Origin of the sequence: Nitratireductor aquimarinus (genome assembly GCF_017255295.1) — a bacterium.
Taxonomy (GTDB): domain Bacteria; phylum Pseudomonadota; class Alphaproteobacteria; order Rhizobiales; family Rhizobiaceae; genus Nitratireductor; species Nitratireductor aquimarinus.
Window position 1 is genome coordinate 1 of sequence record NZ_JAFKDE010000005.1, and the last position, 22,964, is coordinate 22,964.

The 22,964-nt window shown below is 62.5% G+C and carries 30 protein-coding genes; all 30 read right to left on the reverse strand.

The annotated features are described in order from the left end of the window. Positions 1-32 precede the first annotated feature (32 nt). Positions 33-320, reverse strand: a complete 288-nt coding sequence (locus JYP46_RS09155; RefSeq protein WP_206547930.1) for a hypothetical protein — start codon at positions 318-320, stop codon at positions 33-35. Positions 321-330: 10 nt separating this feature from the next. Further along, positions 331-3,582: a DUF4815 domain-containing protein gene (locus tag JYP46_RS09160; RefSeq protein ID WP_206547931.1), complete on the reverse strand. Its 3,252-nt coding sequence runs from the start codon at positions 3,580-3,582 to the stop codon at positions 331-333. Between the two features lie 2 nt (positions 3,583-3,584). Continuing rightward, entirely contained in the window at positions 3,585-4,715 is a 1,131-nt protein-coding gene (locus JYP46_RS09165; RefSeq protein WP_206547932.1) for a phage tail protein, read from the reverse strand. After that, positions 4,712-5,566 (reverse strand): baseplate assembly protein, encoded by an 855-nt coding sequence (locus JYP46_RS09170; protein WP_206547933.1) that lies wholly within the window; start codon positions 5,564-5,566, stop codon positions 4,712-4,714. Before JYP46_RS09170 ends, JYP46_RS09165 begins: the two co-directional genes overlap by 4 nt. A gap of 37 nt (positions 5,567-5,603) precedes the next feature. Further along, on the reverse strand, positions 5,604-5,978 hold the full coding sequence (locus JYP46_RS09175; RefSeq protein WP_206547934.1) for a GPW/gp25 family protein: 375 nt from the start codon (positions 5,976-5,978) through the stop codon (positions 5,604-5,606). 5 nt (positions 5,979-5,983) lie between these two features. Beyond that, the gene (locus tag JYP46_RS09180) at positions 5,984-6,178 is read right to left on the reverse strand and encodes a hypothetical protein (protein WP_206547935.1); all 195 of its coding nucleotides are present in this window, start codon (positions 6,176-6,178) and stop codon (positions 5,984-5,986) included. A 12-nt stretch (positions 6,179-6,190) separates the two neighbouring features. Continuing rightward, complete coding sequence (locus tag JYP46_RS09185; protein ID WP_206547936.1) at positions 6,191-6,448, reverse strand: PAAR domain-containing protein; 258 nt, start codon at positions 6,446-6,448, stop codon at positions 6,191-6,193. After that, positions 6,448-6,882, reverse strand: coding sequence for a phage baseplate assembly protein V (locus tag JYP46_RS09190; RefSeq protein ID WP_206547937.1), 435 nt, complete (start codon positions 6,880-6,882; stop codon positions 6,448-6,450). The genes JYP46_RS09185 and JYP46_RS09190 overlap by 1 nt, the downstream gene beginning before the upstream one ends. 3 nt (positions 6,883-6,885) lie before the next feature. After that, positions 6,886-7,644 (reverse strand): hypothetical protein, encoded by a 759-nt coding sequence (locus JYP46_RS09195; RefSeq protein WP_206547938.1) that lies wholly within the window; start codon positions 7,642-7,644, stop codon positions 6,886-6,888. Continuing rightward, positions 7,644-8,021: a hypothetical protein gene (locus tag JYP46_RS09200; RefSeq protein WP_206547939.1), complete on the reverse strand. Its 378-nt coding sequence runs from the start codon at positions 8,019-8,021 to the stop codon at positions 7,644-7,646. The genes JYP46_RS09195 and JYP46_RS09200 overlap by 1 nt, the downstream gene beginning before the upstream one ends. A 5-nt stretch (positions 8,022-8,026) precedes the next feature. Then, positions 8,027-8,398, reverse strand: coding sequence for a hypothetical protein (locus JYP46_RS09205; RefSeq protein ID WP_206547940.1), 372 nt, complete (start codon positions 8,396-8,398; stop codon positions 8,027-8,029). A 136-nt stretch (positions 8,399-8,534) separates the two neighbouring features. Then, positions 8,535-9,545 (reverse strand): major capsid protein, encoded by a 1,011-nt coding sequence (locus JYP46_RS09210; RefSeq protein ID WP_206546821.1) that lies wholly within the window; start codon positions 9,543-9,545, stop codon positions 8,535-8,537. Positions 9,546-9,554: 9 nt separating this feature from the next. Continuing rightward, on the reverse strand, positions 9,555-9,938 hold the full coding sequence (locus tag JYP46_RS09215) for a head decoration protein (protein WP_236042152.1): 384 nt from the start codon (positions 9,936-9,938) through the stop codon (positions 9,555-9,557). Positions 9,939-9,941: 3 nt separating this feature from the next. Then, positions 9,942-11,009 carry a head maturation protease, ClpP-related gene (locus tag JYP46_RS09220; RefSeq protein WP_206547941.1) on the reverse strand — a complete coding sequence of 356 codons (1,068 nt, stop codon included), beginning with the start codon at positions 11,007-11,009 and terminating at the stop codon, positions 9,942-9,944. Between the two features lie 24 nt (positions 11,010-11,033). After that, positions 11,034-11,297 carry a hypothetical protein gene (locus JYP46_RS09225; protein WP_206547942.1) on the reverse strand — a complete coding sequence of 88 codons (264 nt, stop codon included), beginning with the start codon at positions 11,295-11,297 and terminating at the stop codon, positions 11,034-11,036. Continuing rightward, the gene (locus JYP46_RS09230; protein WP_206547943.1) at positions 11,294-12,877 is read right to left on the reverse strand and encodes a phage portal protein; all 1,584 of its coding nucleotides are present in this window, start codon (positions 12,875-12,877) and stop codon (positions 11,294-11,296) included. The genes JYP46_RS09225 and JYP46_RS09230 overlap by 4 nt, the downstream gene beginning before the upstream one ends. Continuing rightward, the gene (locus JYP46_RS09235) at positions 12,874-14,988 is read right to left on the reverse strand and encodes a phage terminase large subunit family protein (protein ID WP_206547944.1); all 2,115 of its coding nucleotides are present in this window, start codon (positions 14,986-14,988) and stop codon (positions 12,874-12,876) included. The genes JYP46_RS09230 and JYP46_RS09235 overlap by 4 nt, the downstream gene beginning before the upstream one ends. Continuing rightward, entirely contained in the window at positions 14,985-15,602 is a 618-nt protein-coding gene (locus JYP46_RS09240; protein WP_222474026.1) for a hypothetical protein, read from the reverse strand. Before JYP46_RS09240 ends, JYP46_RS09235 begins: the two co-directional genes overlap by 4 nt. 137 nt (positions 15,603-15,739) lie before the next feature. Continuing rightward, positions 15,740-16,315 carry a hypothetical protein gene (locus tag JYP46_RS09245; protein WP_206547945.1) on the reverse strand — a complete coding sequence of 192 codons (576 nt, stop codon included), beginning with the start codon at positions 16,313-16,315 and terminating at the stop codon, positions 15,740-15,742. Positions 16,316-16,513: 198 nt separating this feature from the next. After that, the gene (gene nusG / locus JYP46_RS09250) at positions 16,514-17,134 is read right to left on the reverse strand and encodes a transcription termination/antitermination protein NusG (protein ID WP_206547946.1); all 621 of its coding nucleotides are present in this window, start codon (positions 17,132-17,134) and stop codon (positions 16,514-16,516) included. Then, positions 17,134-18,384 carry a helix-turn-helix domain-containing protein gene (locus JYP46_RS09255; protein WP_206547947.1) on the reverse strand — a complete coding sequence of 417 codons (1,251 nt, stop codon included), beginning with the start codon at positions 18,382-18,384 and terminating at the stop codon, positions 17,134-17,136. The genes nusG and JYP46_RS09255 overlap by 1 nt, the downstream gene beginning before the upstream one ends. Continuing rightward, complete coding sequence (locus JYP46_RS09260) at positions 18,381-19,076, reverse strand: hypothetical protein (protein WP_206547948.1); 696 nt, start codon at positions 19,074-19,076, stop codon at positions 18,381-18,383. The genes JYP46_RS09255 and JYP46_RS09260 overlap by 4 nt, the downstream gene beginning before the upstream one ends. Further along, on the reverse strand, positions 19,073-19,621 hold the full coding sequence (locus JYP46_RS09265; RefSeq protein WP_222474028.1) for a hypothetical protein: 549 nt from the start codon (positions 19,619-19,621) through the stop codon (positions 19,073-19,075). The genes JYP46_RS09260 and JYP46_RS09265 overlap by 4 nt, the downstream gene beginning before the upstream one ends. Then, positions 19,618-19,920, reverse strand: coding sequence for an HNH endonuclease signature motif containing protein (locus tag JYP46_RS09270; protein ID WP_206548100.1), 303 nt, complete (start codon positions 19,918-19,920; stop codon positions 19,618-19,620). The genes JYP46_RS09265 and JYP46_RS09270 overlap by 4 nt, the downstream gene beginning before the upstream one ends. Positions 19,921-19,949: 29 nt before the next feature. Next, on the reverse strand, positions 19,950-20,237 hold the full coding sequence (locus JYP46_RS09275) for a hypothetical protein (RefSeq protein ID WP_206547949.1): 288 nt from the start codon (positions 20,235-20,237) through the stop codon (positions 19,950-19,952). Beyond that, the gene (locus JYP46_RS09280; protein ID WP_206547950.1) at positions 20,234-20,527 is read right to left on the reverse strand and encodes a hypothetical protein; all 294 of its coding nucleotides are present in this window, start codon (positions 20,525-20,527) and stop codon (positions 20,234-20,236) included. The genes JYP46_RS09275 and JYP46_RS09280 overlap by 4 nt, the downstream gene beginning before the upstream one ends. Next, positions 20,524-21,210: a hypothetical protein gene (locus JYP46_RS09285; RefSeq protein ID WP_206547951.1), complete on the reverse strand. Its 687-nt coding sequence runs from the start codon at positions 21,208-21,210 to the stop codon at positions 20,524-20,526. Before JYP46_RS09285 ends, JYP46_RS09280 begins: the two co-directional genes overlap by 4 nt. Next, the gene (locus tag JYP46_RS09290) at positions 21,210-21,479 is read right to left on the reverse strand and encodes a DUF2312 domain-containing protein (protein WP_206548101.1); all 270 of its coding nucleotides are present in this window, start codon (positions 21,477-21,479) and stop codon (positions 21,210-21,212) included. Before JYP46_RS09290 ends, JYP46_RS09285 begins: the two co-directional genes overlap by 1 nt. 116 nt (positions 21,480-21,595) lie before the next feature. Further along, positions 21,596-22,756: a DNA polymerase III subunit beta gene (locus JYP46_RS09295; RefSeq protein WP_206547952.1), complete on the reverse strand. Its 1,161-nt coding sequence runs from the start codon at positions 22,754-22,756 to the stop codon at positions 21,596-21,598. Next, positions 22,746-22,934 (reverse strand): hypothetical protein, encoded by a 189-nt coding sequence (locus JYP46_RS09300; protein ID WP_206547953.1) that lies wholly within the window; start codon positions 22,932-22,934, stop codon positions 22,746-22,748. The genes JYP46_RS09295 and JYP46_RS09300 overlap by 11 nt, the downstream gene beginning before the upstream one ends. Positions 22,935-22,964: the final 30 nt, after the last annotated feature.

The window sequence follows — 22,964 nt, forward strand, 5'->3', positions numbered from 1 at the left end:
GCCGACGCTGCAAGCGGGAAACTCTGGTCGGGCTACGCCCTCCCGACGTTCCCCGCTTGCAGCGCAAAGTGGACTACTTTTGCGCCGCCCAATGGCCGACTTTTACTCCGCCGTTGACACGCGGCGGCAAGTCCGGTGATGTCGGAAACCACATGCCCATGGCCATTCTCGGATTTGAGCGCGAGCGACACGAGAATGTTTGCAATGTCCAGGTCGATGCCGGTGATTGCTCCGATCAGGCGCGCAACATCATCCTGCAACTCGTTCTCCTTGAACGGCAGCGGATAGTTCCTGTTCGGCGTGGTGTTTTCTACAGGCATGATACCCTCATCATGGTGCGCTGATGGCGCGGAAATCGTAGGCCATGGGCCGGGCGGAAGGCGTTCCTGTCAGCGTGATGCGAAGCCGGCCGACCGGGTTGGCGTCATGCCCGTCCATCTGGTAGCGCCGTTCGATCCAGCGGGGATCCGTCATCGGGCTTTGAAGCACCTGCGGCACGGCGGTCCAATTGTCGTCTGCCGCGTCCGCCTCAAGCGTGATCGCCGCCCCGCTGGGAATGTTGGTTTTCAGGTAGGAGATCAGCTTGATCGCCGTTCCCATGTCGAAAGCACGGGTGATGTAGGTGCCGGCATTTCGCACCTTGCCAGACACCGCCAGCACCACCGGGAACAGAATCGGCGACACCCTTTCAGACCCCATCAAGACGGCGCGCACCTGCACCGGCCCGCTATAGTAGTCCTGCCGTTCCCATGCCTGGCCGGGCTGCAGGATAGTGATGGAGCCATCACTGAGCTCAACCTCGAAATGCATCGATGCGGCGGCGGTCGGCAGTTCAACGTCCGCCCGGATGACAAGGTCGCTCATGTCGGCAGCGGTGAACGTGCCCACATCAACCGTCTTGGTCACGGGCGCGAAACGCGCTTCAATGAGCTGGAACGTTACGTCTTCGCCCTGATGCGGTGTCCAGGTCCGTGCGTTGGCAGAGGTGAGCATGGTGCCGACCGCATAGGGCTGCGAGGCCACAGGCATTTGCGCCACAGTGTCGAAGTCGCCCAGCGCGGCCGTATGGATCGAATGATCCGCATCGTCCGTCTTGATGACGAATGCATACTCCACGCCACCAGAAAGCCAGACGGGATAAGGCAGACGGATTTTCGTCCACTCGCCAATCACAACCGAATGCATGGGATGCAGCGCCTGCGAGATCACCTTGCGCGTCGGAATGCCGTTCTCCACCTCGACGATCTCAAGAACAATCGAATTGTCAGGATTGCCGATCTGGCAAACCTTCACATTCACACCGGCGATATGCCGACCGCCGACGAGCATGAAGGTCTGGGCGATGGGATCGGCGCTGCCGCTACTGTCGCTCCACTGGAACTCCACGCGCGGCGGGGGATTGCGCTGCACGGTTACGTCGCGGCTGACCGTGGTGGTGATGACACGGCGCAGCGTCGTGATTTCAACGGAGCCCTGCCCGATGAAAACGGCTTCCGCCTCCGAGCCGCCTGCCCCCTTCGCATAGACCAGCTTTGAACCGGCTGTGACGTTTTGGGGAATTGTGAAGGTGCCCGAAATCCTGCCTTCAGGATCGGCCGTTACCGGCCCGGCCGGTGTGATGTCCAGATCATCGAAAGACAGTTCTTCCAGAATCTCCCCGGCGAAGAACCCCTCGATCGAATAGCTGATTTCGATCTGGCGCAGGAACTGCAGCAGTTCTTCACGCTGGTCCACGGTGCTGGTTTCGGCAGTCTGACGGCGCGTCGTCGTGGTGGTCTCGGAACCCCATGCCGTGCGGTTTACCTCGGTCTGCACGTCGACAGGGACGGCCACGGCCTGCGTGCTGTCGGACGTCCATTCCGTTGCCGTCTGCGTCCAGTAATCCACCGGCGGGTTAATCCGCATCTGCGCCGGCATGGGCTCGAAGTTCATATAGGGATTGATCTTGGTGCAGCGCGTCGCAAGCGGCTGTTCAATGGCAACCTGCTCGGTCCAGTCGAGCAGCGCCACGTCAGTCAGATTGATTGAATGAAACGTCGGGTCGATGGCAAGGCGCACCAGCCCGTCAAACACGGCGGCTGTCTGCGCCTCGCCCTGATCGCGATAACGATCAGAGGTGAACGGGTCGACAAACACACCATGCTTTGAAATCGGCTCGCGGCTGTCGATATCGCGCTGCAGGCGCTCAAGCGCGGTCAGGTCGTAGAGATCGATCAGGCTGTTATACATCCGGTCGATCTTCGCCATGGTGTAGGCGCGCACACCGATATTGCGCACTGCCGGCCTCTCACCCCAGCGGTTTTCGATCATCGCCAGAGCAAGAACGTCCGCCGGCACCTGCGGCGGCAGCGGATTGGAGCGGCTGGAAATGCCCTTGATGTAGACGGGCGCGCCTTCTTCATCGAGCCCGAGAACGTCGATGCGTGGAAGCTGGAAATCATAGTCGACGTGGACCTGACCGCCGTTGACGCCGCCGGCAACCTTAATCGTGGTCGCCGTGATTTCCGTTGGAAGGACCGCGCCAAGGAAACGATATTTCACGGTGTAGGAGCTGCCGGCAGCCGGCTCGGAACCACCGGGACCCCATGAAACCCGGTCTCCGCTACGGGCGTAATCAGTGCCGGCCGCATAGGTCGTGCCGCCCTGCTTCACTTCCATGATGGCCGTGACGCCGGTGTTTGCCAGAGTGTCGAGCCCGCCGGCGGTCCCGCCCCGCGTCACGGTCTCGGTGACTTCCTTTTCAACCAGCACCTCGTTGATCGTGGCAATCGGTGCATGATTAAGCGTCAGCGTGGTCGGGTTCGCCCCGAACGTGTGCACCTCGGTCGGGATCCGCGAAAGATCGGACTGTTCTTCCTCGCGGTGGCGCATGGCCGCTTCACGCGTCCGCTTGAACCCATTGATGTTGGCGACACCTGCCTCAATCGAAAACACCTGGTCGCCGGCATCCTTGCCAAGCGCCGTCACCCGGCAGCCAGTGACGATGTAATTGCCATTGGCGTCATAGTCGTAGACCGCAAGCTGCGCATTGATGCCGGTCAGGTTCGGGGGCGGCGTCTGGTCAATGGCAACGCCGTCTTTCAGGAGATAGACCTGATAGAGATCGCCCTCACCGCCATCGCCGGCAAAACCCCACTGCAGCGAGACGATGCCGCGCGCGGCACCCGGCTCACCCTCGGACATGGATCCGGGATGGAGCCCATGGAGCGCCGGCTCGTCAATCTCGGTCAGCCATTCCTGTACCAGCCGCACGCCGACGCTCACGGCGCCGGCCATGGGAACACCGACAAGCATTGCCGCCGGCACATCCAGCACACGGCCCGCAACATAAATGCGGCCGGGGACAAGCGATACGGTTCCGGCGTCCGGATCGATGATGATGTCTGCACCCTCGACGCGGTCGCCATCCCGCGCGACCAGATCACCAACGGCCCTCAGTTTGCGGTGCGCGATGGTCTGAGCTTCAACCATCTCGGCGGCCTGGCCGATATGCCCCTCGCGCGTGACAACGCTGTCCCAGGTCGGGAAGGCCGACGCCCGGTCATATGCACCGGGCAGGCCGCTTTTGTGTTCATATGCCATGGTCAAATCCTGAATATGCCGCGCATGCGCTGCCGGTCTGTCTTGCCGATCTGGTCTGCACTGGTGGGAAAGTCTCCGACGATCACGCCGCCCGAAAGCGTGTCACCGCCCAGCCACTGAACTCCGGGTTTCGTCTCCGCCGGCGGCGCACCGCCAATCACCAGAGACCAGGAAGCGAACGCATCGCCCTCGCCTTCGGCGAATGCGGAAAGCGCCTCCACAAAGATGCGTGACGTGAACTCGTCCGCAGGCTCATAGGTGGACCCGCCCGCCTCAAACCGGCCGGCGAATGCAGGGATGACGCAATGGACCGAGCGCGCCTTTCGATAGCCGATGACGCTGCCGTCACTCCGACGAAGCACCGCCCAGAACGATTTGCCGAGAAGGCCGGCGGCAATCGCCTGCGCACGCGCTTCCTCGCCATCTGATGACCATTGGATGCCTGCCGTCGACCATGGGAACGCACCCCAGGCAAGACCGCTCCCCACCACCGGCTCGATCCACACGCCAAGTGCGGTCAGTTCCGTTTCCGTGAACCTGTGTTCGCCGCCGGCAGGCTCGTGTGTCCGTCCGAATGACCATTTGACGCCGCCCTCATGAAGCCGAACGCCTGACACATCGCCCCAGATGCTATTACCCCAGCGCGACCAGCCCCATTCAAATTCCCGGACATTGTATCCGTCATAGCCGCGCCAGAACTCGGAGCGCGCAGGCTGCGAGAGCCGCACCACCGCCTCGATCGTGTCGAGGTGCGCCTCATCATCGCGGACCCTGTCCAGATCGAGCTCGAACAGGTTCCAGCGCATGCGTCGCGACGGCGCTTCATGGATCAGGTCATAGGCATAGCCGATCCACGAGAGCGCACGGCGCACCCCCTCCGGGGTTCCCCTGACACGGCTCCACGGCACACCATAGAAAATCACGGTCGCGAGGTCGGGCAGGTAAGGCGTGATCGGCCCCAGCCCATACTCCATCACGAGTGCAGGAAGGATGCTCTCGTTCGGCACCCGATATTTGAAGGCATGGAGCGCCTCGATTGCCGGCGCAAGCTCGGGCCGACGATCAAGGGCTGCGGAGACGGCCTGCTCGGCCGCACTCGAGCTTGATGGCAGGAAGTGCTGGCGCTCACTCACCGTGCCCGCCCCTTATAGGTGAGATCGATGACACCGAACTTCGCCGCCTGATAATCGGCCATTTCCAGATTATCCGTCGGCGTCGCCAGTTCGACGCGCTGGACACCGGGCTGGTGCAGCGTCGCGATAAGCCAGGACCGGGTGACATCGAAGCCCAGTCCGCCCTCACCCGCCAGGGTCTTGCGCAGGCTCGCTTCGAGATTGTCGAACACGGTCTGTGGCGCGTCCGGATGGAGCCAGATGTCGGCAGCAACATCGATGATCGCAGCCGTTGCCGGAACCACTTCAAGGCAATCCGAGATCACACGGACATCATCCGCCGTGACAACGGACCGAACGGCATCGAGCAGAGCCTGATCAGCCTCCCCGTAATTGTCCGCCGCCAGCACCGAAACATACACGTCCGGCCTGTTATGCCCGCGATAGACGGCCGCGTCCCTGACGCGCGGGCTCGCCCGCAGCGCCGCCGCCCGATACCAGTCGGCAGGCCCCGCCGTTGAACGCCCGATAATGGAGGCAATCACGCGACTGCGCAGCGCATCGTCCGTTTCCCCGTCAAGGCGAACGACATCATAAAAGCCCGCGAGATGCTCAAGGTCTGCGCCCTGCGCATAAAGGAGCAGGTTTGAGCGGGCGGCATCATTGATCCGCGCCCGGAGGAGCATTTCGCGAAACGCACAGGCCTCGGCGACGATCTTGACCGGATCGGTCTCGAGCATGCCCACGTCGTAATCGATGCCGGCAGCGAGAAGGCGTGCCCGCACATCCGAAAGCAGATCCGCAAGGATGACCTCATAGTCGACAGCCTCGAACACCTCCGGCCGGGGAAGGTTCTGCAACACCTGCGCCATTATCGGCTCCTCTGGGCATCAACGGGTTTTCTGGCCATCAACGGTTTTTCTGGAATGTGAACGACGCCGACTGGTCGCTTGCGACGGTAAAGTCGCCAAGATGCCCCTTCGGGTAGTAGAGCCCTGAAAGGTCGAGCCGAACGCGGCCGGTTTCATCCGCTTCGGTGACCTGACAGCCGGTCACTGCAAAACGCGGCTCCCAGCGCGCGATGGCCAGGACGACGGCGGTATAGAGCGCCAGAATGACCTGATCGCTGAATGGTCGATCAATCAGGTCCATCAGCTCGGATCCGAACTCCCGCCGCATGACGCGTGCGCCGATACGCGTTCTCAAAATGACATCGACGCTCTGCCTGACATGCGCGAAGCCCGAGAGGGACTGCCATGCAGTCTGGTCTATGCCGGCGCTCACTCCATTCACTCCGACTTGACGGTGTCGGGTTTGACGGCGGCCTTCCCGCCAGCCTTCTTCGAAGAGGATGGCAGGCCCAGCTGATGCCCACGCGGCGGCAGGAAGGCCCGGGCTACACCGTCGGGCATCGAAACCTCCTTGTCAGAGGCTTCAAACCACGTGCCGCCATAGAACCCGCTGGTGTTCACGATCACTTTCATAATCAGCTCCTGTCAGTCACAAGACCATTTTTGAGCGCCGGAGATCAGCGATGCGCCGCATGCCGTCCTGTCTCCGTGTCGCGCGATTTCGCTGCCTTCGCAGAGCCAGCGGGATGAGCCATCAACGATCGGATTGACGCCATGGATCGGGCAGGCGTAGAGATCACCGCGGCGCGCGATCAACTTTCCCTCGCACCACCAGCCGGACGCCGAAGAGACGACCTGGCCCCCATGCGAACCCGCATCTCCAAGCCTGACGATTTTGGGCATCAGCGCAGGTGGCCGCTCTGTCCGACGAGTTCGATTTTGGGCGCAACCACCCTTGCCTCGCCTGCACCGATGAGAATGGTCACGTCTCCATGGACGACCATTGCCTCCGGACCATCATGAGGCCGCGGATTGCTGTTGCTCGGCGTCGACATATCGATGACCGCATCTGTGAGATCCCCGCTTTCAGAAACGAGATCGACCTGCTCCCCCACCGTTGGCGGGATATGGGACTTGATCCCGCCGGCCGCGATCTCCTTCCACGGCACCCATGGCGAGAGGAACGGCCTGTCGCCATCAGAAATCCGCACCCGGGCAAGACCCTTTTTGAGATCCAGTTCCGCTACAACGCCGGTTCGCTTGCGGTTGCGGCCCCGCCGTTCCAGCTCGGCGATTCTGCGCTCCGCCTCCACGATCCGGTCGATAAAACCAGCCATCTCTCACGCTCCCGAAGTGGTGACGGACTGGATCGTCGCACCGGGAGACACCTCGCCCGCAAGCATGGCGGTGAGTTCTTCCAGCGTGAGACCATAGCGCCGCCGGGTTCCCTGATCCGCGCCTTCAGCGCCTGAACCAAGCAGCGCATTGATCGAGGCAAGATAGGGGTGGTTCTCTTCCTGCATGGCACTCAGGAGACGGGCCCAGATGCTGGTGTCCGCAATCTCTTCGCCAAAGACAGGGTCTGCAAGCAGATCAAGGGTCAGGACGATCTGTTGCGCGGCAATCCGCACCCCCTCGGCATCCGAGGCACGGCGACGGTCCACCCTGACCACCCGGTTCGAAAGCCCGCGCCATATCTCTGCCCAGGCGTTCTCCGGATCGGAAAGCGTATTGGCGATCTGCCGCCCCACACTGTCCAGATAAAACTCCATCGCCGCATCGGTAGCCGGAATGCCGATACCACCAAGAACGGTTTCGCCGGTCTCCTGATCGAGTTCCGCCATGGTTGTGGTGATGCCGTATTCAATCACCAGCTCCGTCAGCCCTGCCCGGTGCAGCGACCGACCGCCAGCCTGATCTGACGCTTCGCTGCTGTCCACATAGACCGCGATGAACGGCTTCTTTGCCTCCGTGCGCAATGCGCCGGCACCGTCGACGTCCAGAACACCGATCTGGCTGTCCAGCACATTGTCACCGACCAGCGTTCGCCCCTTGATGGCCCCGATCGTCGCCAGTCGAACAGCAATCCGGCTCAACATCAGACTTCCCCCAGCTGCACGACCAGACGCGTCATATGGCGGTCGTCGACACCTAGAACCTCAAACCACGGCTCTCCGGAGCGTTCCGTGGCCTGCACGCGGTCACCGACATTCACGACAAGGTCCGGATACGCGATCCGGTCGACATGCAGTTCGCCCCGTTGCGCCGATATCCGCGTTCTCCAGGACCTGGTCAGACTGCCCGCGGCACTCGTTTCCTTGCCCCCGCCAATGCGCAGAACCGCCTCGATGGCGCGCTGTTCGCGACCGGGATCCAGCATGCCATCCTTCATGAATGAGAACCGCACGGGCTCGGCCATGACCGGGTCGACCTCGCCCATGAGTTCTTCCGCAAGCCCGCGAAACTCGGAGCGCATGACAGCTACTCCGTGGAAGCTGCGCCGGAAGCCCCGCTCTTGCGGGCATCGGCCAGTGCCCGTTCAGCCTCTTCAAGCGCTGCCTGCGCCTTCCCCTGGCTCTCCAGATCCTGGGCAGCCTCAAGCGCGGCGCGGGCATCTTCGACGGACTTTTCCAGATCCGCGAATTCAACGGGCTGAGGCTCAACCTTCTTCTGCGCAGCCGGCTTCATCTTTTCGGCGTCATAGGCAAAGCGGTCATCCGTCAGCTGACGTCCATATGCGACCGGCACGCTGACCGGCTCATGAGGCGGCACCGTCTTTTCCTTGCCGCCCGTGATCTCTGCGGGGAGGATCCCGCCGAACGGAAAAGCAATGCGCATTGTCTTCTTGGCCATGGGTTTTCTCCTGGTTTCCGCATGAGAAAGAACTGGTCCGGGCTCCGGGTGGCTTGCCCTGCCCGCAGATCTTTCCAATGGGGAACGGCCCCGCGCATCCCGCGCGGGGCTCGCCACCTGCCTTTACGGCTTCACATCAGGTGAGCGTGAGTTTGCGAAGCGTGCGGGGATTGGTGCAGATCGAGATCGCGTTCATCTGCACTTCGAGGTTCCGGCCCTTCCCGTTCAGCGTCGGGAACTGCTTCATGTAGAAGGGAACGCCGACGGTGTTCACCGTTTCCTCATAGTCTGCCGGTGCGAACCGGGTCAGGAACAGGTCCGGCACACCCTTGACGATGACACGCGCCTCGTCGGGCGCGATGTAGGGAGAACCGAGATCTGCCGTTGCCTTCGCGCCCGTGCGATAGCGCTCCCAGGTCGCGCCGCCGAACTCGTAGACATCGGGAACATCCTGACGAAGCACCGCCGCACCATTGTGGTAGAGGAAGGTTTCCTGAACCGTCTTGTGCGTCCACAGGGCGCGATGGAAATCACGGCCGGTGAAAACATGCAGGCCCTCATAGGGCTCATCCAGATCGTCTTCCAGGCTGTAAACCACATCCTGCCAGAGCGAACCGACCTTCGTGGTTTCGACGTCGAGTTCGAGCGAGACGGCTGCCGGGACGGCAATGCCGAAGCGCGCATAGAGATCATGCATCACCCTGCCGCTCTTCGAGGTGACAATGCCCTTGATGGCGCCGACGCGCTGATGCTCCAGCGTCATGGTCAGGTCACGCGCATGGCGCATTCCCTTGCGCAGCACCCGCTCCTCAAGAACCTCGAGCTGATCCTCCGTTCCGAAGGCGCGCACATTCTGCACCTCGTCGGCCTTCACGGCATCATCCCGCTCATAATGGTCGATGTCGAAGGGCACGCGATTGCGGCTCGTGTCACCGCTGGTTTCACCGGGACCACCACGCTCTGACGGCTCGACCAGAGACAGCTTGCCATTCTGCTCTTCGATCGAGATCCGTGTGGTCGTCACACCGTCTTCGTCAAAGATGCCAAGCGCGCTGATCTGGCCCGGCCGATAAGGCTCATGGTTGATCGCGGCGGTCATCGTTTCGATGGTGAAGCCCTCACCATCCCAAATATCTACTGCAGGCATCGGCCCCTCCTATCGTGCGATGATGGTGGCGGCGGAGAGCTGTTCCAGCTTCGCCGCGATCTTGCTCGCATTGTCGACGGTCGCATCGAAAACGAGCATCGGTTCCTTCACCTCGGCGTGCCGGGCGATCACAACTGCCTCGACATCTTCGCTGGTGGCGTCCACGCGATAGGCAAGAACCGCCATCGCAGTCTCAGCACCCTCCTTGCCAACGACCTCGGCTTCCGGTGATGCGATGCACTTTTCGGATGCCGTGATCCTGCCGAGGACGGTGCCGGCCTCGAGCTTTCCGGCGCCCGACGCGATGGTGATGACGTCGCGCGAGATCTTCCCGTTGCCCTCCGACAGCACGAAAGCGAGGTTGCGTGCGCCTTCCGTTTTGGTTTCCAGCATGGATCAGCCCTCCCTGGACTGCTTGCGGCGCATCGCATAGATCTCGCCGCGGTTGATCGAAGCGCGCACGCGCTGTTTCTGCCCTTCGGGCTGCGCCTGTCCGGATGCCGCAACGCGGCTCTGCTCGTAGCCTGCCGGGTTCGGCTTATCCGCATCGTCTGCCGCCTGCGGCGCGGATTTGGGGGCAGCGGCGAGCGCTGCGACCGCTTCATCCACCGACATCTCGGTTTCGTAAGCGAAGTGCTCGGCAAGGCCTCCCCGATCCTTTGCCTCATCGCTGGTCATGATGGCCTTGATGCGCGCCTTGGCGGCCTTCGCTCCTTCGGCCTGGGCAGTGGCGACGGCTTCACTGTTACCGGCGGCCGTCGTGTCCGCCGTCTTCTCCTTGGACATGGAGTTCTCCTTCTTGTGTCCGGTTGCAGCGGCGGACGAGCCCGCCTTTTTCCCTTTCCCGCGGAGGGTCCAGGCGTTTTTTGCAGCGAGCGTGCGAAGCTCTTTCGGGGCATGTGCGAAGACGCGGTAATCGAAGGCGGCAAACGCCTCTGCCTCATCGCTTTCCGCCGATGTGGCAAACCCCAAATCAACGGCTTCCTCGCCGTTCATCCAGAGCTCCTTCTTCATGTCCTCGCGAATATCGGACGCGGCGAGGCCCGTGCGACCGGCATAGATGCCGGCCATCTCGTCCGCCCACTTGTCCAGCACGCTTCGCTGTTTGTCGTGATCGTCGGCCGTGCCAAAGGTCACCGTCGCGGGGTCATGGATCATCATGAGCGAACCGGTGCGCATGATCCGCCTGTCACCCGCCATCGCGATGATCGAGGCAGACGAGGCGGCAATCGCATCGACATGCACCGTCACCTCGCCCTTGTGGGCCGTCAGGGCATTGTAGATCGCAAGCCCCTCATGGACGTAGCCGCCGGCGGAGTTGATGCGCACCACGACATCCGTCTCGCGCCCCAGTTCCATCAGCGCGTTGATCACGTCTGTCGACGTGAACCCCTCATCGAAATAATCGTCGCCGACGAAACCGTACAAAACGATTTCGCCGTCCTTCAGGATTGATCCTGACATGACAGTCTCCAGAAGTTTCAGGCTTCAGATGAAGCGAATGCGCTTTGCGAACCGCCGGCGGCGACCGTTCCCCCGGGAAGCCGCGCAGGCTCCCTCATACCGCTCGATCTCGCGCTCGAGCGCTTCAAGGTTGGCGCGCGAATAGCGCACCTCATCATCGCCGAAGCGAATGACTTCCGCCTGTCCGCCGGCAACAATCTGAAGCCGCACAAGCTTCAGGTTTTCCGCAACGGTACAGGGGTCGGACACATCGAATGTGCGTTTGCGGATCGTGATGCTCGTGGTCATTCTGCACCAGGCTTTCGCTCGAATTCCTCACCCGGATCGACAGACGGTCCACCGGCCCGGCGTTCAAACGGCGAGGCCATCCCCGCTTCACGATAAAGCGCGTGTTCACGAACGCGCTGCTCAAAGACTTCGTCCGGGTCGTAGCCAAGTTCCGCGCACTCGGCCGCAAGCGTCGACGTTCCATTGCCGAGCCGTTCGCTGGCAGCCTTCGCGCTTTTTCCGTCGTCGGCCGACGGCTTGGCCGGCCCCTGCCACAGCGCCCAGCAGACCGCGTCACGGTTTGCGGCAAACGCCCGATAGCCGCCCTTGAAGGGAATCCGCCCCTCCCCGATCGCCTCATCCAGCGCGTTTTCATAAATCGCCTGCGCGATGGGACCGGCTAGACGCTCACGACGCCGCATCACCACCGGCCAGATCGAGGAGTTCTCCATCCGGACCGACGAATAGGTCGAATTGCTGTGATCCATCGTCAGCCCGCCATAGGTAATGCCGATGGCGCGGGCCATGTCACGCGACAGTGCCGACCAGAGCGGCTGGAACTGCGGTCCCGGCGTGCCGGTGGACAGGAGCTTCAATTCTTCACCCGGCGCGAGATGCGACACCTGCGGATCCCCGCTGATGTTGATCGCGCTGTCGGCGGCGCGATCGAACGATGCCGCAAAATAGTCTTCCATCTCGCCGCGCAGATCATCGTCTTCAATGGCGGCGAGCGCCTCAAAGGCATCCTTTGACGGTGCCTGACTGGTCAGCGCCGCAGCAAAGACCGTCTGCAGGATGGCCGTCTGAACCGTCGCATCGACAAGAATCTCATGCTGGATATGCTGCCGGAAGCCGGGAGCGATCCTGCTGATCCCGCGCACATCCGTCGCATCCATCGGGTCAAAAACATGGATAACCTGCTGGCGCCAATCGGCGTCATGGGCACGGTAATCGCGCTTTACCCGGATGCCGGTTTCCTTGTCTTCAAGACGGTAGGCGACGGGCCGTCCATTCGGGTCATGGATCACCCCCTGAAACAGCCCCTCCATCTCGTTGGTGTCCTGAACGAGCCTTGTGGGCGGCGACATGCAGACCTTCGTCCCGCTCGTCAGACCGTAGCGCTTCCGTTCAGCCATGGTCATGTAGGACATGACGCCAAGCGCCTCGCCATAGACCATGTCCCAGCGAAGGGCGATGTCGATCATCTGCGGCACGGTGAACTTGCCGCGCAGGTCGCATTCCCGCGGGTTCCACGCCCAGCGTTTCCACCAGCGCTTCACCATCCGCGAAAACTCGACGGTTTCCTTCTGGTCATAGCCAAGCCGCGAAAGATCCGGCTGCGGGTTCAGCACAAGCTCGATCCCCACCGTGTCCGCGATGACCTGATCGACAGCCCCGCGCAGGCGTCCTGAGTTCTGCACAAGGTCATTGGCAATCGCAGCGGCACGCCGCCAGGCAACACGGATATCGTCACGGCTCGCGCGCAGGGTCGACGGGCGCGTGCTGATCACGGCGGAACGCGTGTCGCGCAGGTAGGACGCCTTCGGCATCGCCTGCCGCACGCTCCCCGCCTTCACCCGTATCCGCTGCTTCGCTGTCATTTGCGCTTTGCCCATTTCTTCCGGTTTTGAGAACGTCGCTCGGCGCGGTCCGACCTGCCCTTGCGCGACTGTTTCGTGAACGGTCCTTCGTCGGCAGCCTCAAACAGATCGGGCTCCGGTTTCCTGCCATGAACCTCAAGAAGAAGATCCGCCCAGCGATCAGCCGTCAGACGACGTTTGTGCTCGAGATGCCATGCCAGTGCGAATGCGTAGACCGTCGCGTCAAACCAGTCGTTCTTGCGACCGACAATCCGCTTCCACTCCCGTGGCGCTTTCGGACTGATCAGCCGCCGCGCACGCCGGCTCACGCTCGCCCTTGCCTCTTCATCCGGGTCGACCAGACGTTCGGCGGTCATTTCCTGGGCGAACTCTTCGTCACACAGGTCCGGCGGCATATGCAGCGTGTTGCGCGGCCAGATGCCCTTTTGATCCGGCCCCTGAACGAGATTGGCGAGGCCGGCCATGATCTCGGTTTTGATGTCGTAGTTTCCGACCGGGTAGAGGAGAACCTTCGCGACCACCCGCCTTCTCTGGTCCCGGATGTCCTTCTTTACCGGTGTACCAAGCCACGGCAGCCCCTGGCTGTGCCGGCCATCGACGGCAAAAACGTTCGGGCGGCCGGCGCAAAACCGGTAGACGCGATCCGTGGCAAAGCCCGAATCCACGCCCGACAGATCAATGCCCTTCTCCATGTCGCCGTCAGTCGGATAGGTCCGGCCCAGCGCATCCGCCAGTTCGATCCATGCATCATCAACCTGATCGGGCGCGCCTTCGAAGATCTCCCGGTCGATCAGCCAGCGCTGGCCACGCGGGCCGATGGCCCAGACCAACCATTTGATGCCATATCCCTGAACGTCCGCAGCCGAGACCACGAGTGCAGCGTCGCGCGGAATGCGCCGGGCCGGTGTGCGATACCCGCGCACCGCCTCGACGATCTTTTCCCATTCAACAGCGACGCCGCCGGGATCATAGGGCTCTGCCAGATCCTGCTGACAGAACACACGCATCTTCGTGGTGTCGCCCTGCGCCTCCTGGAACCGCGCCCATATGTCGGCAAAACGCTCGCGCGGCGCATAGGCTGCCCAGAGATGATAGCTCGGCTGCCAGTCCCGGCACCGCCCCTCAAGCGGCGGGCAGGCCCATTCCTCGATCTCGGATGCTGGAATGGCGTGTGGAACGGGATCCTCGCCCTCGCGGACCCGTCGTGCAATCCAGCGACCGCGCGCATTCATGTCGAGCTTGTGCCCGTCCAGCATCACGCCGTCGCAAACCACGCATCGCAGATGCACCGGCAGATCCTGCTCGGGCTCCGCTTCACGCATCTGATCGAAGGCAAGCGCCTGAAACGTGTCGCAATGCGGGCACGGCACATAGAAGAACCGCTGATCCCCGCTCTCGAAATCCGCAGAGATCTCGCACTCACCCGTGACGCCCGGCGTGGAGCCCTGCCACTCCTTGGCAAGATCGCCATACATTTTCTGACGGGCACGCGCCTGATCTCGGGGGCTGCCGCGGCCATCCACATCCTTCGGATACCCCGTGACCTCATCCATCGCCAGATACTTGATCGAGACCATCTGCAGGCCCTTGGAAGAACCGGCGTTCACGATCTGGCAGAAGCCGCCCGCATAGCGCTTGAACGATGTCGTCGAGCCCTGCTCATCCCGGCTGTTGACCGGCAGCACCTTGTGCGCGATGCGCGGGCTCGCCTCAATCGTGGGCTGAAGCTTCACCCGGTTGAACTTCGTCGCCTCTTCAAGCGTGGGCAGCACGATCATCATCGAGCCCGGCGCCTGGTCCACCACGAAGCCGAACCAGTTCTCGATCGCCGTCGACTTGCCGAGCTGCGCAGCCCACCGCGCGGTCACCCGGCGCGCGGGATGATCCGGATGGAGGCAATCCTGCGGCTCCCGCAGATATGGAACCCGGTCGGTCCGGAATTTACCCGGCCATGGCGAACCCGATTCAGCCGAGACGACCCTGTAGCGATCCGCCCATTCGCTGATCGACAGATCCTCGACCGGGCGACTGGCTGCCTCAAGAGCCTTGAACAAAACCGCCGCACCATCAGACAGCTCCGGAAACCTGAGCCGCGTTTCATGAAACGTCATGAATGGAGCGCGTCCATGCCCGTCTCGCCCTCACCGCTCGGTGCTCCGGCTCGGCTGAGCGCATCGAGGCGACCGAGGATTTCGCGATGAAACACATCCAGTCCGGTGCGCGCAAAACCCTTCAACGCAATGCGGACGGTTCGTTCATCCCAGCCATATTTGAGCGACACCGTTGCCGCCTCGGTCTCTATCGCACGCTCAAAGGCGCTCTGCATCAGCGCAACGGCATCACGCCCCGCCTGATCCACTTCGGAGGTGGGCGTAAGCTCCTTGCGGCGCTCCGCCACGTCCATCTCGCGCAACTCGGCATCGGCCTGCGCCTTGCGCGCTGCGCCATCGGACTGGCTGCCGGCAAACCGCGTGGCCGGTCGCTTCGCAACACGTTCGCCTGCCACCGGTTCGACAGGGACAGTGCGGATGCGGATATTCTCGCCGCGATGCGCAACCAGCGCGTCATAATCAACCAGGTTCGACTTCCCCGATCGCCTGAGCGGCAACGCCTCGGAGTGCTGCTTCAGATACCGCGACAATGTCGAACGGTCCACGGCGTCGCCGGCAGCAGTCAGGCGCGTGGCGGCTTCCGTGATCGAGATCCAGTCACCGTGTTCCATCATTCGCTATCCGTGCATCTCACGTGTGCAGCACGTGTATCCGTGTACCGGTTTCAAACCCGCCTACTGGCGAAAACCCGGGCGCTTTCCGCACCGTGGGGCTGGCAGGCAAAAATACGGTCCCTAAACCCTGTCGGGGGTCATTTGAGGAGGCGGCCCAGCTCATGCTCGACGCGACGCGGGAGATTTGCCCGAACCGAGGCCTGAAACGCCTCGGCCGTCTGGCCCTTGACCATTTCGGCAGGGATGACGACGCCGCTCTTCTGCTTTTCGAACTTTCGTCCCCATTTGGGGTTTGACGTCTCTGGGAGGAACACGTGCCCCCCCATGCCCAATCGGACGCGACCAGGAAACTTGCCGCCCCGGATAAAGGTATGGGGAAAAACCTTTCGCTTTCCGAATGGAGATGCACTGACGCCCTTGCGGGTTTCGCGCGCCGAAAAATACTTGAGGGCGATGTCGCCGCCCCGCGTCCGCATCACGTAGTTCAGGCTTTCGAAGCTGGGCCGGGTGACCTTCACCGCACGCACAATCATCTCGCGCTCGAGGCCTGTCTGCTTGGTCAGCGCGCGAATGACCTGCGTGCGCGCCATGTCACCAGTACGGGCCACCGCCCTTCGCAACGCATGGGGAGCTTTCTCACCCAATGCGCCGATCTGATTCTCGAACCGCTTCAGACCAGCGACTGCGTGCCACCGGATTGCCAGTCCCGACATGAAGGCTCCATTCGATGTGAAACGTCATGAGCACTTCTGTTGGAAGCGCCGAAGCATGGGTCAGAATATTTGATAAAGCTTCGCCATGAGGCCCGATGTTCACCGGCTGATCGCCGTCTCATCAAGCTGGGTTGCCGCGGCGTCGAACGCTTGAAGAAGCGCCTGCGTCCTGCGGCAGTGGCCTATGGGCAGAAACCGCTAAGCCAGTTTCGTCAAATGGTCAATCCCAATCCGGCAAGGCGTCATACGCCCGAATATGTCGATCTCGATATCGACCTCATGACCGCTGCCCTCATCCTTCGAGACGATCCCTTCCAAAGAAGCGAACGGGCCGAGCGTCACAACAGCCCGATCGCCAGCCAGAAAAAGCTTCGACTTATCAACTAGCTCACCGGAGCAACCTGATTGAATTTTCGCGATAAATCGCTCCGGTATTGGCTGCGGCGTTTCACCATTTCCAAGCAGGCAATCGACGCCGTCGAACGTCATCAGGCCAAGCCAGGCCGCCTCAAACTTCACCAGACGAACGAAGAAGTAACGGGAGTAGAGCGGGCTCTCGACAGCAACCTTGATGCGCTTGCGAGGAAGCCTTTTCACAACTTTCTCGGTCGGGCAGTAGACGGTGATACCCTGCTCCCTGACCACATCGGCGACCGAATCAGCATTCGGCTTTTTGGTGCGGACCACATACCAGAACATCTCATCGTCCTGTGCCGCAGCCTGATCGCGAAGCCAACAGACCATTTCACGAACCTTGCGGGATTTCTGCCAGGCGCGCTCTTCTCGCTCGCTCAGTTCGTGCACCAGACCCTCACGCATCATTCCGCCGCCTCGCTGGTCTCTGCATCATTGGCACTGATTGCCGCTTCGAATTTCCTCAGCCCACCCGGCCCACCTGCCGGGAAATAGACCACACGCTGCTCCCCCGTATTCGGGAGCCATGGCCACCCTTTCCGCTCATGAAACAGCTTCCATTCCTCCCAGCGCTCTGATCCGACGAGCACCGGCTCCATCAGCCCTGCAAACGCCTGCAGCGCAGGCGCCACAGAAACGCCCTGACGATTTGCCGCCCGTTCATGCATCGCGTTCACCACAGGCCAGCCATATCGGGCCTGCCGCTCGCGAAGGACTTCGCCAGCGTCAATGACACCCTGATCAATCATTCTGCGCTGCGCAGCCGTCATCGGGGGTGCATCCTTCGGAGCAACAGTCAAAAACTGCTTCACGCGCACCAGCCCCCACAACGCACCCCATGGCTTCGCCAAGAGGTTTTCCGGAGCACGCTGTTCCGGCAGAACCACACCCTTCCAGAGCTTTTCGGAGAAGTACGTCGAGGGAGCCGGCACATGCCGTTTGCCCTGAGACTTCAGCAGCGCAAACCAGCGATCACGCTTGCGTTCAGCGTCGGCGCGCTCATCCGCCGTAAGCGCAAACCATGGACGCATTGCCGGTTTCTTCGGCATCCCGGCAAACCCCGGCCAATCTTTCACCACCCGCCAGAACGCCCGTTCCACCGATTTGGGATCCTCGCTCTGCGATCCATCTTCCGGATTTTCCAGATCATCCCTCTCTCGCGCGCCTTCGCGCGCCCTCTGAGAGGTTCTACTGGTAGGTTCTATGGGAGGTTCTTCCTTATAGGCCCGGAACTGATTGCCGGTAGGCGTGTCGTCAACTGCCGGTAGGTCGGCGTCTGGTTGCCGGTTGGTCCTACCGGCAGATTCTGCCGGTAGGCCATCAGTGACGGCTGCGTCTGAACCTTTGCCACTCCGGCAACGCTCCACCCCATCAAGAACGCTCACATCCAGCTTGAGCACGATCATGTCGGCAGCGCGCGCGCCGTTGCGCCGGGTGCGTCGCGTGCGGGCGATCAGCCCCCAGTCCTCCAGCCGCTGCAGCCATTCGCGTGTGGTGCGCTCGCTCACTTCCGCATCCTGCGAAAGCTGCTCCTGGCTCGGCCAGCAGGCCGCCTTCTCGGCGTCGGCATAGTCAGCAAGGCAAAGCAGGATCGCCTTTGCAGCCGGCGAGCCGAGGCGCTGCTCTTTCGCCCATGCAGATGCTTTCCAGCTCATTCCGCGGCCTCCAGCGCAAAATCATCGAGGGCAGCACCGCCCCATTGGTCGGCCATGGCCTCCGCCATGCCGGGGAAGAAGCGGCTGCGCTCCTTGCCGCGATCCGCACCCGGCGACATCCGCCACACGCGGTTCCAGCGCTTCCATTCATCACTGCCCTTTTCGGGCTCCGGCAGCCGGTCCGTCTCTGCAAGGGCAGGAAGCCCGCGCAGATACCAGCCCGTCGCCTTGTATTCCGGATTCCCAAACCAGAACGGCTGCACGATCTGCGGGCGCGGCAGGTCAGCCGGCATCCGGGCCTTGGCAAGGTCGTGCATTTCCGGGTTTTCAATCGCCACGCGGGGAATGGGCGCGCGCCAGCAGGCAACGAACAGGTCAATGCCCTGCTCGAACTCCGTCTTCATGCTCTCCCACGTGCGGCCCTTGGGCAGCTTCTTGGGCGGCGTCATATTGCCCGCGCCCGATAGCCAGCGACGGCCAGACCGGCACAGCCGAGTGCATGGCGGATGCGCGACAATGAGCAGATCCCAGCCATCATGCAGGATCTCGCGCACATCGCCGACGATATGCCGGTTGCTGCGGTCATCCGCAGGCAGCAGGTCGCAGGACCACGCATCATGCCCGCGCGCGGCAAAGGCCCGCCGCACGATGCCCGAATACTCGCAACCCACAAGAACGCGGAGACCATTCATCCCACAGCCCTCCAGGCCTTGAATGCAGCTCTCAGCGCCTTCCAGCGCTCGGCCGCCTGTCCATTTCCGTTGAGTTCGCGCCGCGAGGTGATCGCGAGGATCGAGCGCAGCTTCACCACCGCGCGGTCCTTCGTCAGCGGCGGTTCCAGCCCGTGCTGCTCCGCCAGAAAGCGGCGGAAGGCGGGCTCATCGCATTTCATGGTTGCCTCGGCGGCAAAGTCGCGCGGCGCGTCCTGCCGGACCGGTTCGGCCTGCTGGCGCGTGGCCGCTCCCCTGCGCGCCTTCTCAATGGCGCGATCCACCAGCCCGAGCAGGAAACCGGCCATCTCCGGTGCGTCGGCGATGAAGGCGATCTCGTCAAACGTGGCGCGCGGCGTGAACCGCGCCAGCTCAACGAACTCGCCGTGCTCATCGCGCGCTTCCAGAAACTCGCCATGATCATCCATGGAGCGGTGCCAGCGCGCAGGCTGGATCCGCGCCAGCCTGTCGCGGGCTGCCTGAAGACGCTGCAATTCGGTTCGGGGTTCTCTGGCGGCCATGTTCATTCGGCTGCCTCCAGCGCCGCAGCGGCAGCCGCCGCCCGGCGCTTCTGGTTCTGGCGGTGCGTCACAAGCTCCAGATGGCTTTCCCGCACGCAGAGGCGCTGCCGGCACTTGTGGTCGAGCTGCTTCTTGCCGGGAATGAACCCGTTCTCGTTGGTCCACGAAACCTTGTGCACGGCCACGGTCTGCCCATCGAGCGACATGCGGGCATACTGCCCGCCGCGCCCGTCGCCGCTGGTCGGCCCGGTCCAGATATGGCAGGGCGTCTCATGGCCAGTGTCGACCACCTCAACGCGCGCCATGATCTTTTCGCGAATGCGCTCACGCCGGCTCACGGGAACCTCCCGTGCTTGGTCATCACGGTTTTCAGCCGCCGCGCCGCCGCTTCGAGGTTCCTGCGCGCGCGAACTTCCGGCCCGCCGGCAAACTTCGCCTGCTGCAGTCGGTCAAATGCTTCGCCAACCTGACGACAGGCGTTCATGACCTCCTCATCCGCCTTGCGCACGACAACGCGCGGCGCGGGCACGCGCAGCTTCTCCACCTCTTCCATGAGCACCTGACCAACCACACCGGCCAGCCGCTTCTTGATGCCGTCGATTTTGTCGATGGGCGCCGTCATGTCCGGCCCCCATCAGCAAATGCGCCCAGCTGCGCGCCGAACTCGGCAAGCGCGTCGGCAACAGCGGGCTTCAAGCGCCCCTGCCCGTCCCGCACCGAGCGCATGGCGTTGAGCCGCAGCTCGAGATAGGCCTCGCCCGGCTCAAACTGCCGCTTGCGGCAGATCTTGCGGATGACGCCCTGATACTTGCTCATGATCATGTCCGGAGCAGCCAGCAGCAGCCGCGCGAGCGCACGGCTATCCTTGGCGTCGTGCATCTGGCGCAGAATGGGGAGCATGGTGTCGGTCATTCCGCCGCCTCCACGCCAAAGAGCTCGGACTGCGCCAGGTTGACACGATCCATCATGCGAAGGACGGTTTCACCGGTATGGGCGCGGTCCCAGACAAACCAGCCATTCAGCATCGGCGGCGCGCCCTGCCCCGTGAAATCGATCTTCCAGCGCATCAGATAGACCCGTGCCGGTGGGCACCTGGCCCAGAGCGAGCCCAGTCCAGCAGCAGCCGGCCAAGACCAGCTCAGCAGGAGCGCCATGTATTCGACGTCCAGATCTTCAAGCGCATGACGGATCCAGCGGCCGCGCCCATCACGCCAGTTGCACTCGTTGAATGGAGGATTGGTCACTATCGCGCGGGAGGGTCGCGACGCCGCGGAAAACCCATAGAAGCTCTGGATCAGCGCACCACAGCCACGATCCACCAGATCGGACATGAACACGTCATGTCCCTCCGCCTCCATTTCACGCCCCATCGCCCCGTCACCGCAGGCCGGCTCCCACAGCGTTGCGAAATCGCCAAGGCGTTTCCGCTCAGCGTGGAGCAGCGCGCGAGTGGGTTCAGGCGGCGTCGGGTAAAAGTCTTCTGCCGCGCGCTCCAACTCATCGACGACAATGACCTCGCCATCGGCTCCAACCACGGAAACCGGCTTGCTCTTTTTCCCGGTCGCCCGAAACAGACCGCGCGCGGATTGCGTCATCACGCCATCCCCAGCGCGGCTTTGTAGAGGTCGATCATCGCCTCTTCTTCCTGTCGCTCCGCCTGATCCTTCTTCCGTAGGCGGATGATCGCGCGCACGGCCTTGGTGTCGAAGCCATTGGCCTTCATCTCGGCGTAGACGAGCTTGATGTCGTCACCGACCGACTTCTTATCTTCCTCCAGGCGCTCGACCCGCTCCACGAACGCGCGCAGCTGACCGGCGGCAACCGTGTTCACACAGGCCTCACCAGTCTCTTCCTCGGAGAACATCGCTTCATCGGTTGAAGCCTCGGGCTCAGGCTCTGTCGCCTTGCGCGCCGCAGCCTTTTTCGCCTTTGCGCCAGCCGAGTGTTTGGGCTCACGCGCGCTCCACGGATCATGCTCCATCACGCCACCTGCTTTTCGGTGGCCGAGGCGGGCTGCGACCATTCCCGCAGCGCCTCATTGGCCAGATCCAGCCCCCGCGAGCCTGCCCGCTGCGGCATGAGCAGGGTAAACGGACCATCCTGCGAGCAGCGGAAAAGGCTGACCGACCCGGCATCACGTACGAACATGGAAACGCGGACTTCCGCTGGAAACGCTTCGAGAACACTGGCCAGATAGGTGCTGTTGAACTCGATATGCGCATCCGCAGCGACACCGCTGATCGCCACATCGGAAAGATATTCACGCGCCATCAGGCCATGGTCCGACGCACCGCCGAGAGCTATGCTCTGCTGGTTGTAGGCAAGGGCCACGCCCCGCAGGCCACCCGTGGCGTTCAGTGCAGCCGACACCCGGCGCACAACCTTGAGCAGCGCACGGCGGTCCAGTGTGAGGCAATGGCAATCTGCCGAAATCTCAGGCACGACACGACGCCAATCAGGATAAGTCCCGTCGATCAGCTTCGACGTGATCCTGACACCTGGCATGTCGAAACGCATGACTGGCTGCTCATCTCTCCCGGTGAAAATGCGAGAGGGATCCGGAAGCTTGGAAAGCAGCGCCAGACTGGTCCTGCTGATTATTGGTGCACAGGTCTCACCGGCGAGTTCCGCCACGGGATAGACCGCCATGCGGTGCCCGTTGGTCGAAACCATATGCCCGTCGGCAAGGCAGATGCCGTTCAGGTAGTAGCGGGTTTCTTCATCGCAGACGAACGGAAGGCAAAATCGCATCCCCTTCTTGAACGCCGCACCATCCAGCGCCATCGGCTTGAAAAACGCGCCAGACATCCGCAGGTCATCACCCTCGACGGTCGGCAGGTCATATCGCCCACCGGAAAACCGCAGCGTTACCCCCTGCGCACCCGCCTCCAGAGTGATCGTGTCATCCCGATCGATATGCCTCACCAGCGCAGCAAGCGGTCGATGCAGGATCGACGCCTTGCCTTCCGCTCTGGTTACCGCGAGATCCACCTCAACATAATTGTTCAGGTCCGTGGCCCGAGCCGTCGCGCCATCAAACTGCACACTCTGCATAAGCGGCACTGCAGATGCCTTTGGCACCACGCGCCCCAACACATCGAGCGCACTCCTGAGCGCGCCTGCGGTCGTCTCAAGTCTCATGGCTTTCTCCATCGGTTGAGGCCCGATACGTGTCACGTAGACGCCGCTGAATGCGCAGCAGCGCATCACGCACAGGCAGGTTGCGCTCCACGTCCATGCGCGCGGCATCATCCGGCGCACGCTTCGCAAGCGCGGATCCGGGCAGGGTCAGGTTTGGGCTTTTATCCTGGCTGCGCATCAGCCGGCCCTCGGTGTGATGGCGGCGAGC

Coding starts and splice junctions, on each gene's coding strand:
- JYP46_RS09210 (WP_206546821.1), bottom strand. CDS start 9,545: ATGCCTGCAGTAGATATTTGGGATGGTGAGGGCTTCACCATCGAAACG.
- JYP46_RS09235 (WP_206547944.1), bottom strand. CDS start 14,988: ATGACGTTTCATGAAACGCGGCTCAGGTTTCCGGAGCTGTCTGATGGT.
- JYP46_RS09280 (WP_206547950.1), bottom strand. CDS start 20,527: ATGACCGACACCATGCTCCCCATTCTGCGCCAGATGCACGACGCCAAG.
- JYP46_RS09285 (WP_206547951.1), bottom strand. CDS start 21,210: ATGACGCAATCCGCGCGCGGTCTGTTTCGGGCGACCGGGAAAAAGAGC.
- JYP46_RS09200 (WP_206547939.1), bottom strand. CDS start 8,021: ATGCGCTCCGAGTTTCGCGGGCTTGCGGAAGAACTCATGGGCGAGGTC.
- JYP46_RS09160 (WP_206547931.1), bottom strand. CDS start 3,582: ATGGCATATGAACACAAAAGCGGCCTGCCCGGTGCATATGACCGGGCG.
- JYP46_RS09255 (WP_206547947.1), bottom strand. CDS start 18,384: ATGAGCTGGAAAGCATCTGCATGGGCGAAAGAGCAGCGCCTCGGCTCG.
- JYP46_RS09260 (WP_206547948.1), bottom strand. CDS start 19,076: ATGAATGGTCTCCGCGTTCTTGTGGGTTGCGAGTATTCGGGCATCGTG.
- JYP46_RS09195 (WP_206547938.1), bottom strand. CDS start 7,644: ATGTTGAGCCGGATTGCTGTTCGACTGGCGACGATCGGGGCCATCAAG.
- nusG (WP_206547946.1), bottom strand. CDS start 17,134: ATGCGTGAGGGTCTGGTGCACGAACTGAGCGAGCGAGAAGAGCGCGCC.
- JYP46_RS09240 (WP_222474026.1), bottom strand. CDS start 15,602: ATGATGGAACACGGTGACTGGATCTCGATCACGGAAGCCGCCACGCGC.
- JYP46_RS09190 (WP_206547937.1), bottom strand. CDS start 6,882: ATGGCTGGTTTTATCGACCGGATCGTGGAGGCGGAGCGCAGAATCGCC.
- JYP46_RS09185 (WP_206547936.1), bottom strand. CDS start 6,448: ATGCCCAAAATCGTCAGGCTTGGAGATGCGGGTTCGCATGGGGGCCAG.
- JYP46_RS09180 (WP_206547935.1), bottom strand. CDS start 6,178: ATGAAAGTGATCGTGAACACCAGCGGGTTCTATGGCGGCACGTGGTTT.
- JYP46_RS09270 (WP_206548100.1), bottom strand. CDS start 19,920: ATGGCGCGCGTTGAGGTGGTCGACACTGGCCATGAGACGCCCTGCCAT.
- JYP46_RS09230 (WP_206547943.1), bottom strand. CDS start 12,877: ATGACAGCGAAGCAGCGGATACGGGTGAAGGCGGGGAGCGTGCGGCAG.
- JYP46_RS09265 (WP_222474028.1), bottom strand. CDS start 19,621: ATGAACATGGCCGCCAGAGAACCCCGAACCGAATTGCAGCGTCTTCAG.
- JYP46_RS09215 (WP_236042152.1), bottom strand. CDS start 9,938: ATGCTGGAAACCAAAACGGAAGGCGCACGCAACCTCGCTTTCGTGCTG.
- JYP46_RS09275 (WP_206547949.1), bottom strand. CDS start 20,237: ATGACGGCGCCCATCGACAAAATCGACGGCATCAAGAAGCGGCTGGCC.
- JYP46_RS09225 (WP_206547942.1), bottom strand. CDS start 11,297: ATGACCACGAGCATCACGATCCGCAAACGCACATTCGATGTGTCCGAC.
- JYP46_RS09290 (WP_206548101.1), bottom strand. CDS start 21,479: ATGTTCTCCGAGGAAGAGACTGGTGAGGCCTGTGTGAACACGGTTGCC.
- JYP46_RS09245 (WP_206547945.1), bottom strand. CDS start 16,315: ATGTCGGGACTGGCAATCCGGTGGCACGCAGTCGCTGGTCTGAAGCGG.
- JYP46_RS09170 (WP_206547933.1), bottom strand. CDS start 5,566: ATGGCGCAGGTGTTGCAGAACCTTCCCCGGCCGGAGGTGTTCGAGGCT.
- JYP46_RS09295 (WP_206547952.1), bottom strand. CDS start 22,756: ATGAGACTTGAGACGACCGCAGGCGCGCTCAGGAGTGCGCTCGATGTG.
- JYP46_RS09155 (WP_206547930.1), bottom strand. CDS start 320: ATGCCTGTAGAAAACACCACGCCGAACAGGAACTATCCGCTGCCGTTC.
- JYP46_RS09300 (WP_206547953.1), bottom strand. CDS start 22,934: ATGCGCAGCCAGGATAAAAGCCCAAACCTGACCCTGCCCGGATCCGCG.
- JYP46_RS09220 (WP_206547941.1), bottom strand. CDS start 11,009: ATGTCAGGATCAATCCTGAAGGACGGCGAAATCGTTTTGTACGGTTTC.
- JYP46_RS09205 (WP_206547940.1), bottom strand. CDS start 8,398: ATGGCCAAGAAGACAATGCGCATTGCTTTTCCGTTCGGCGGGATCCTC.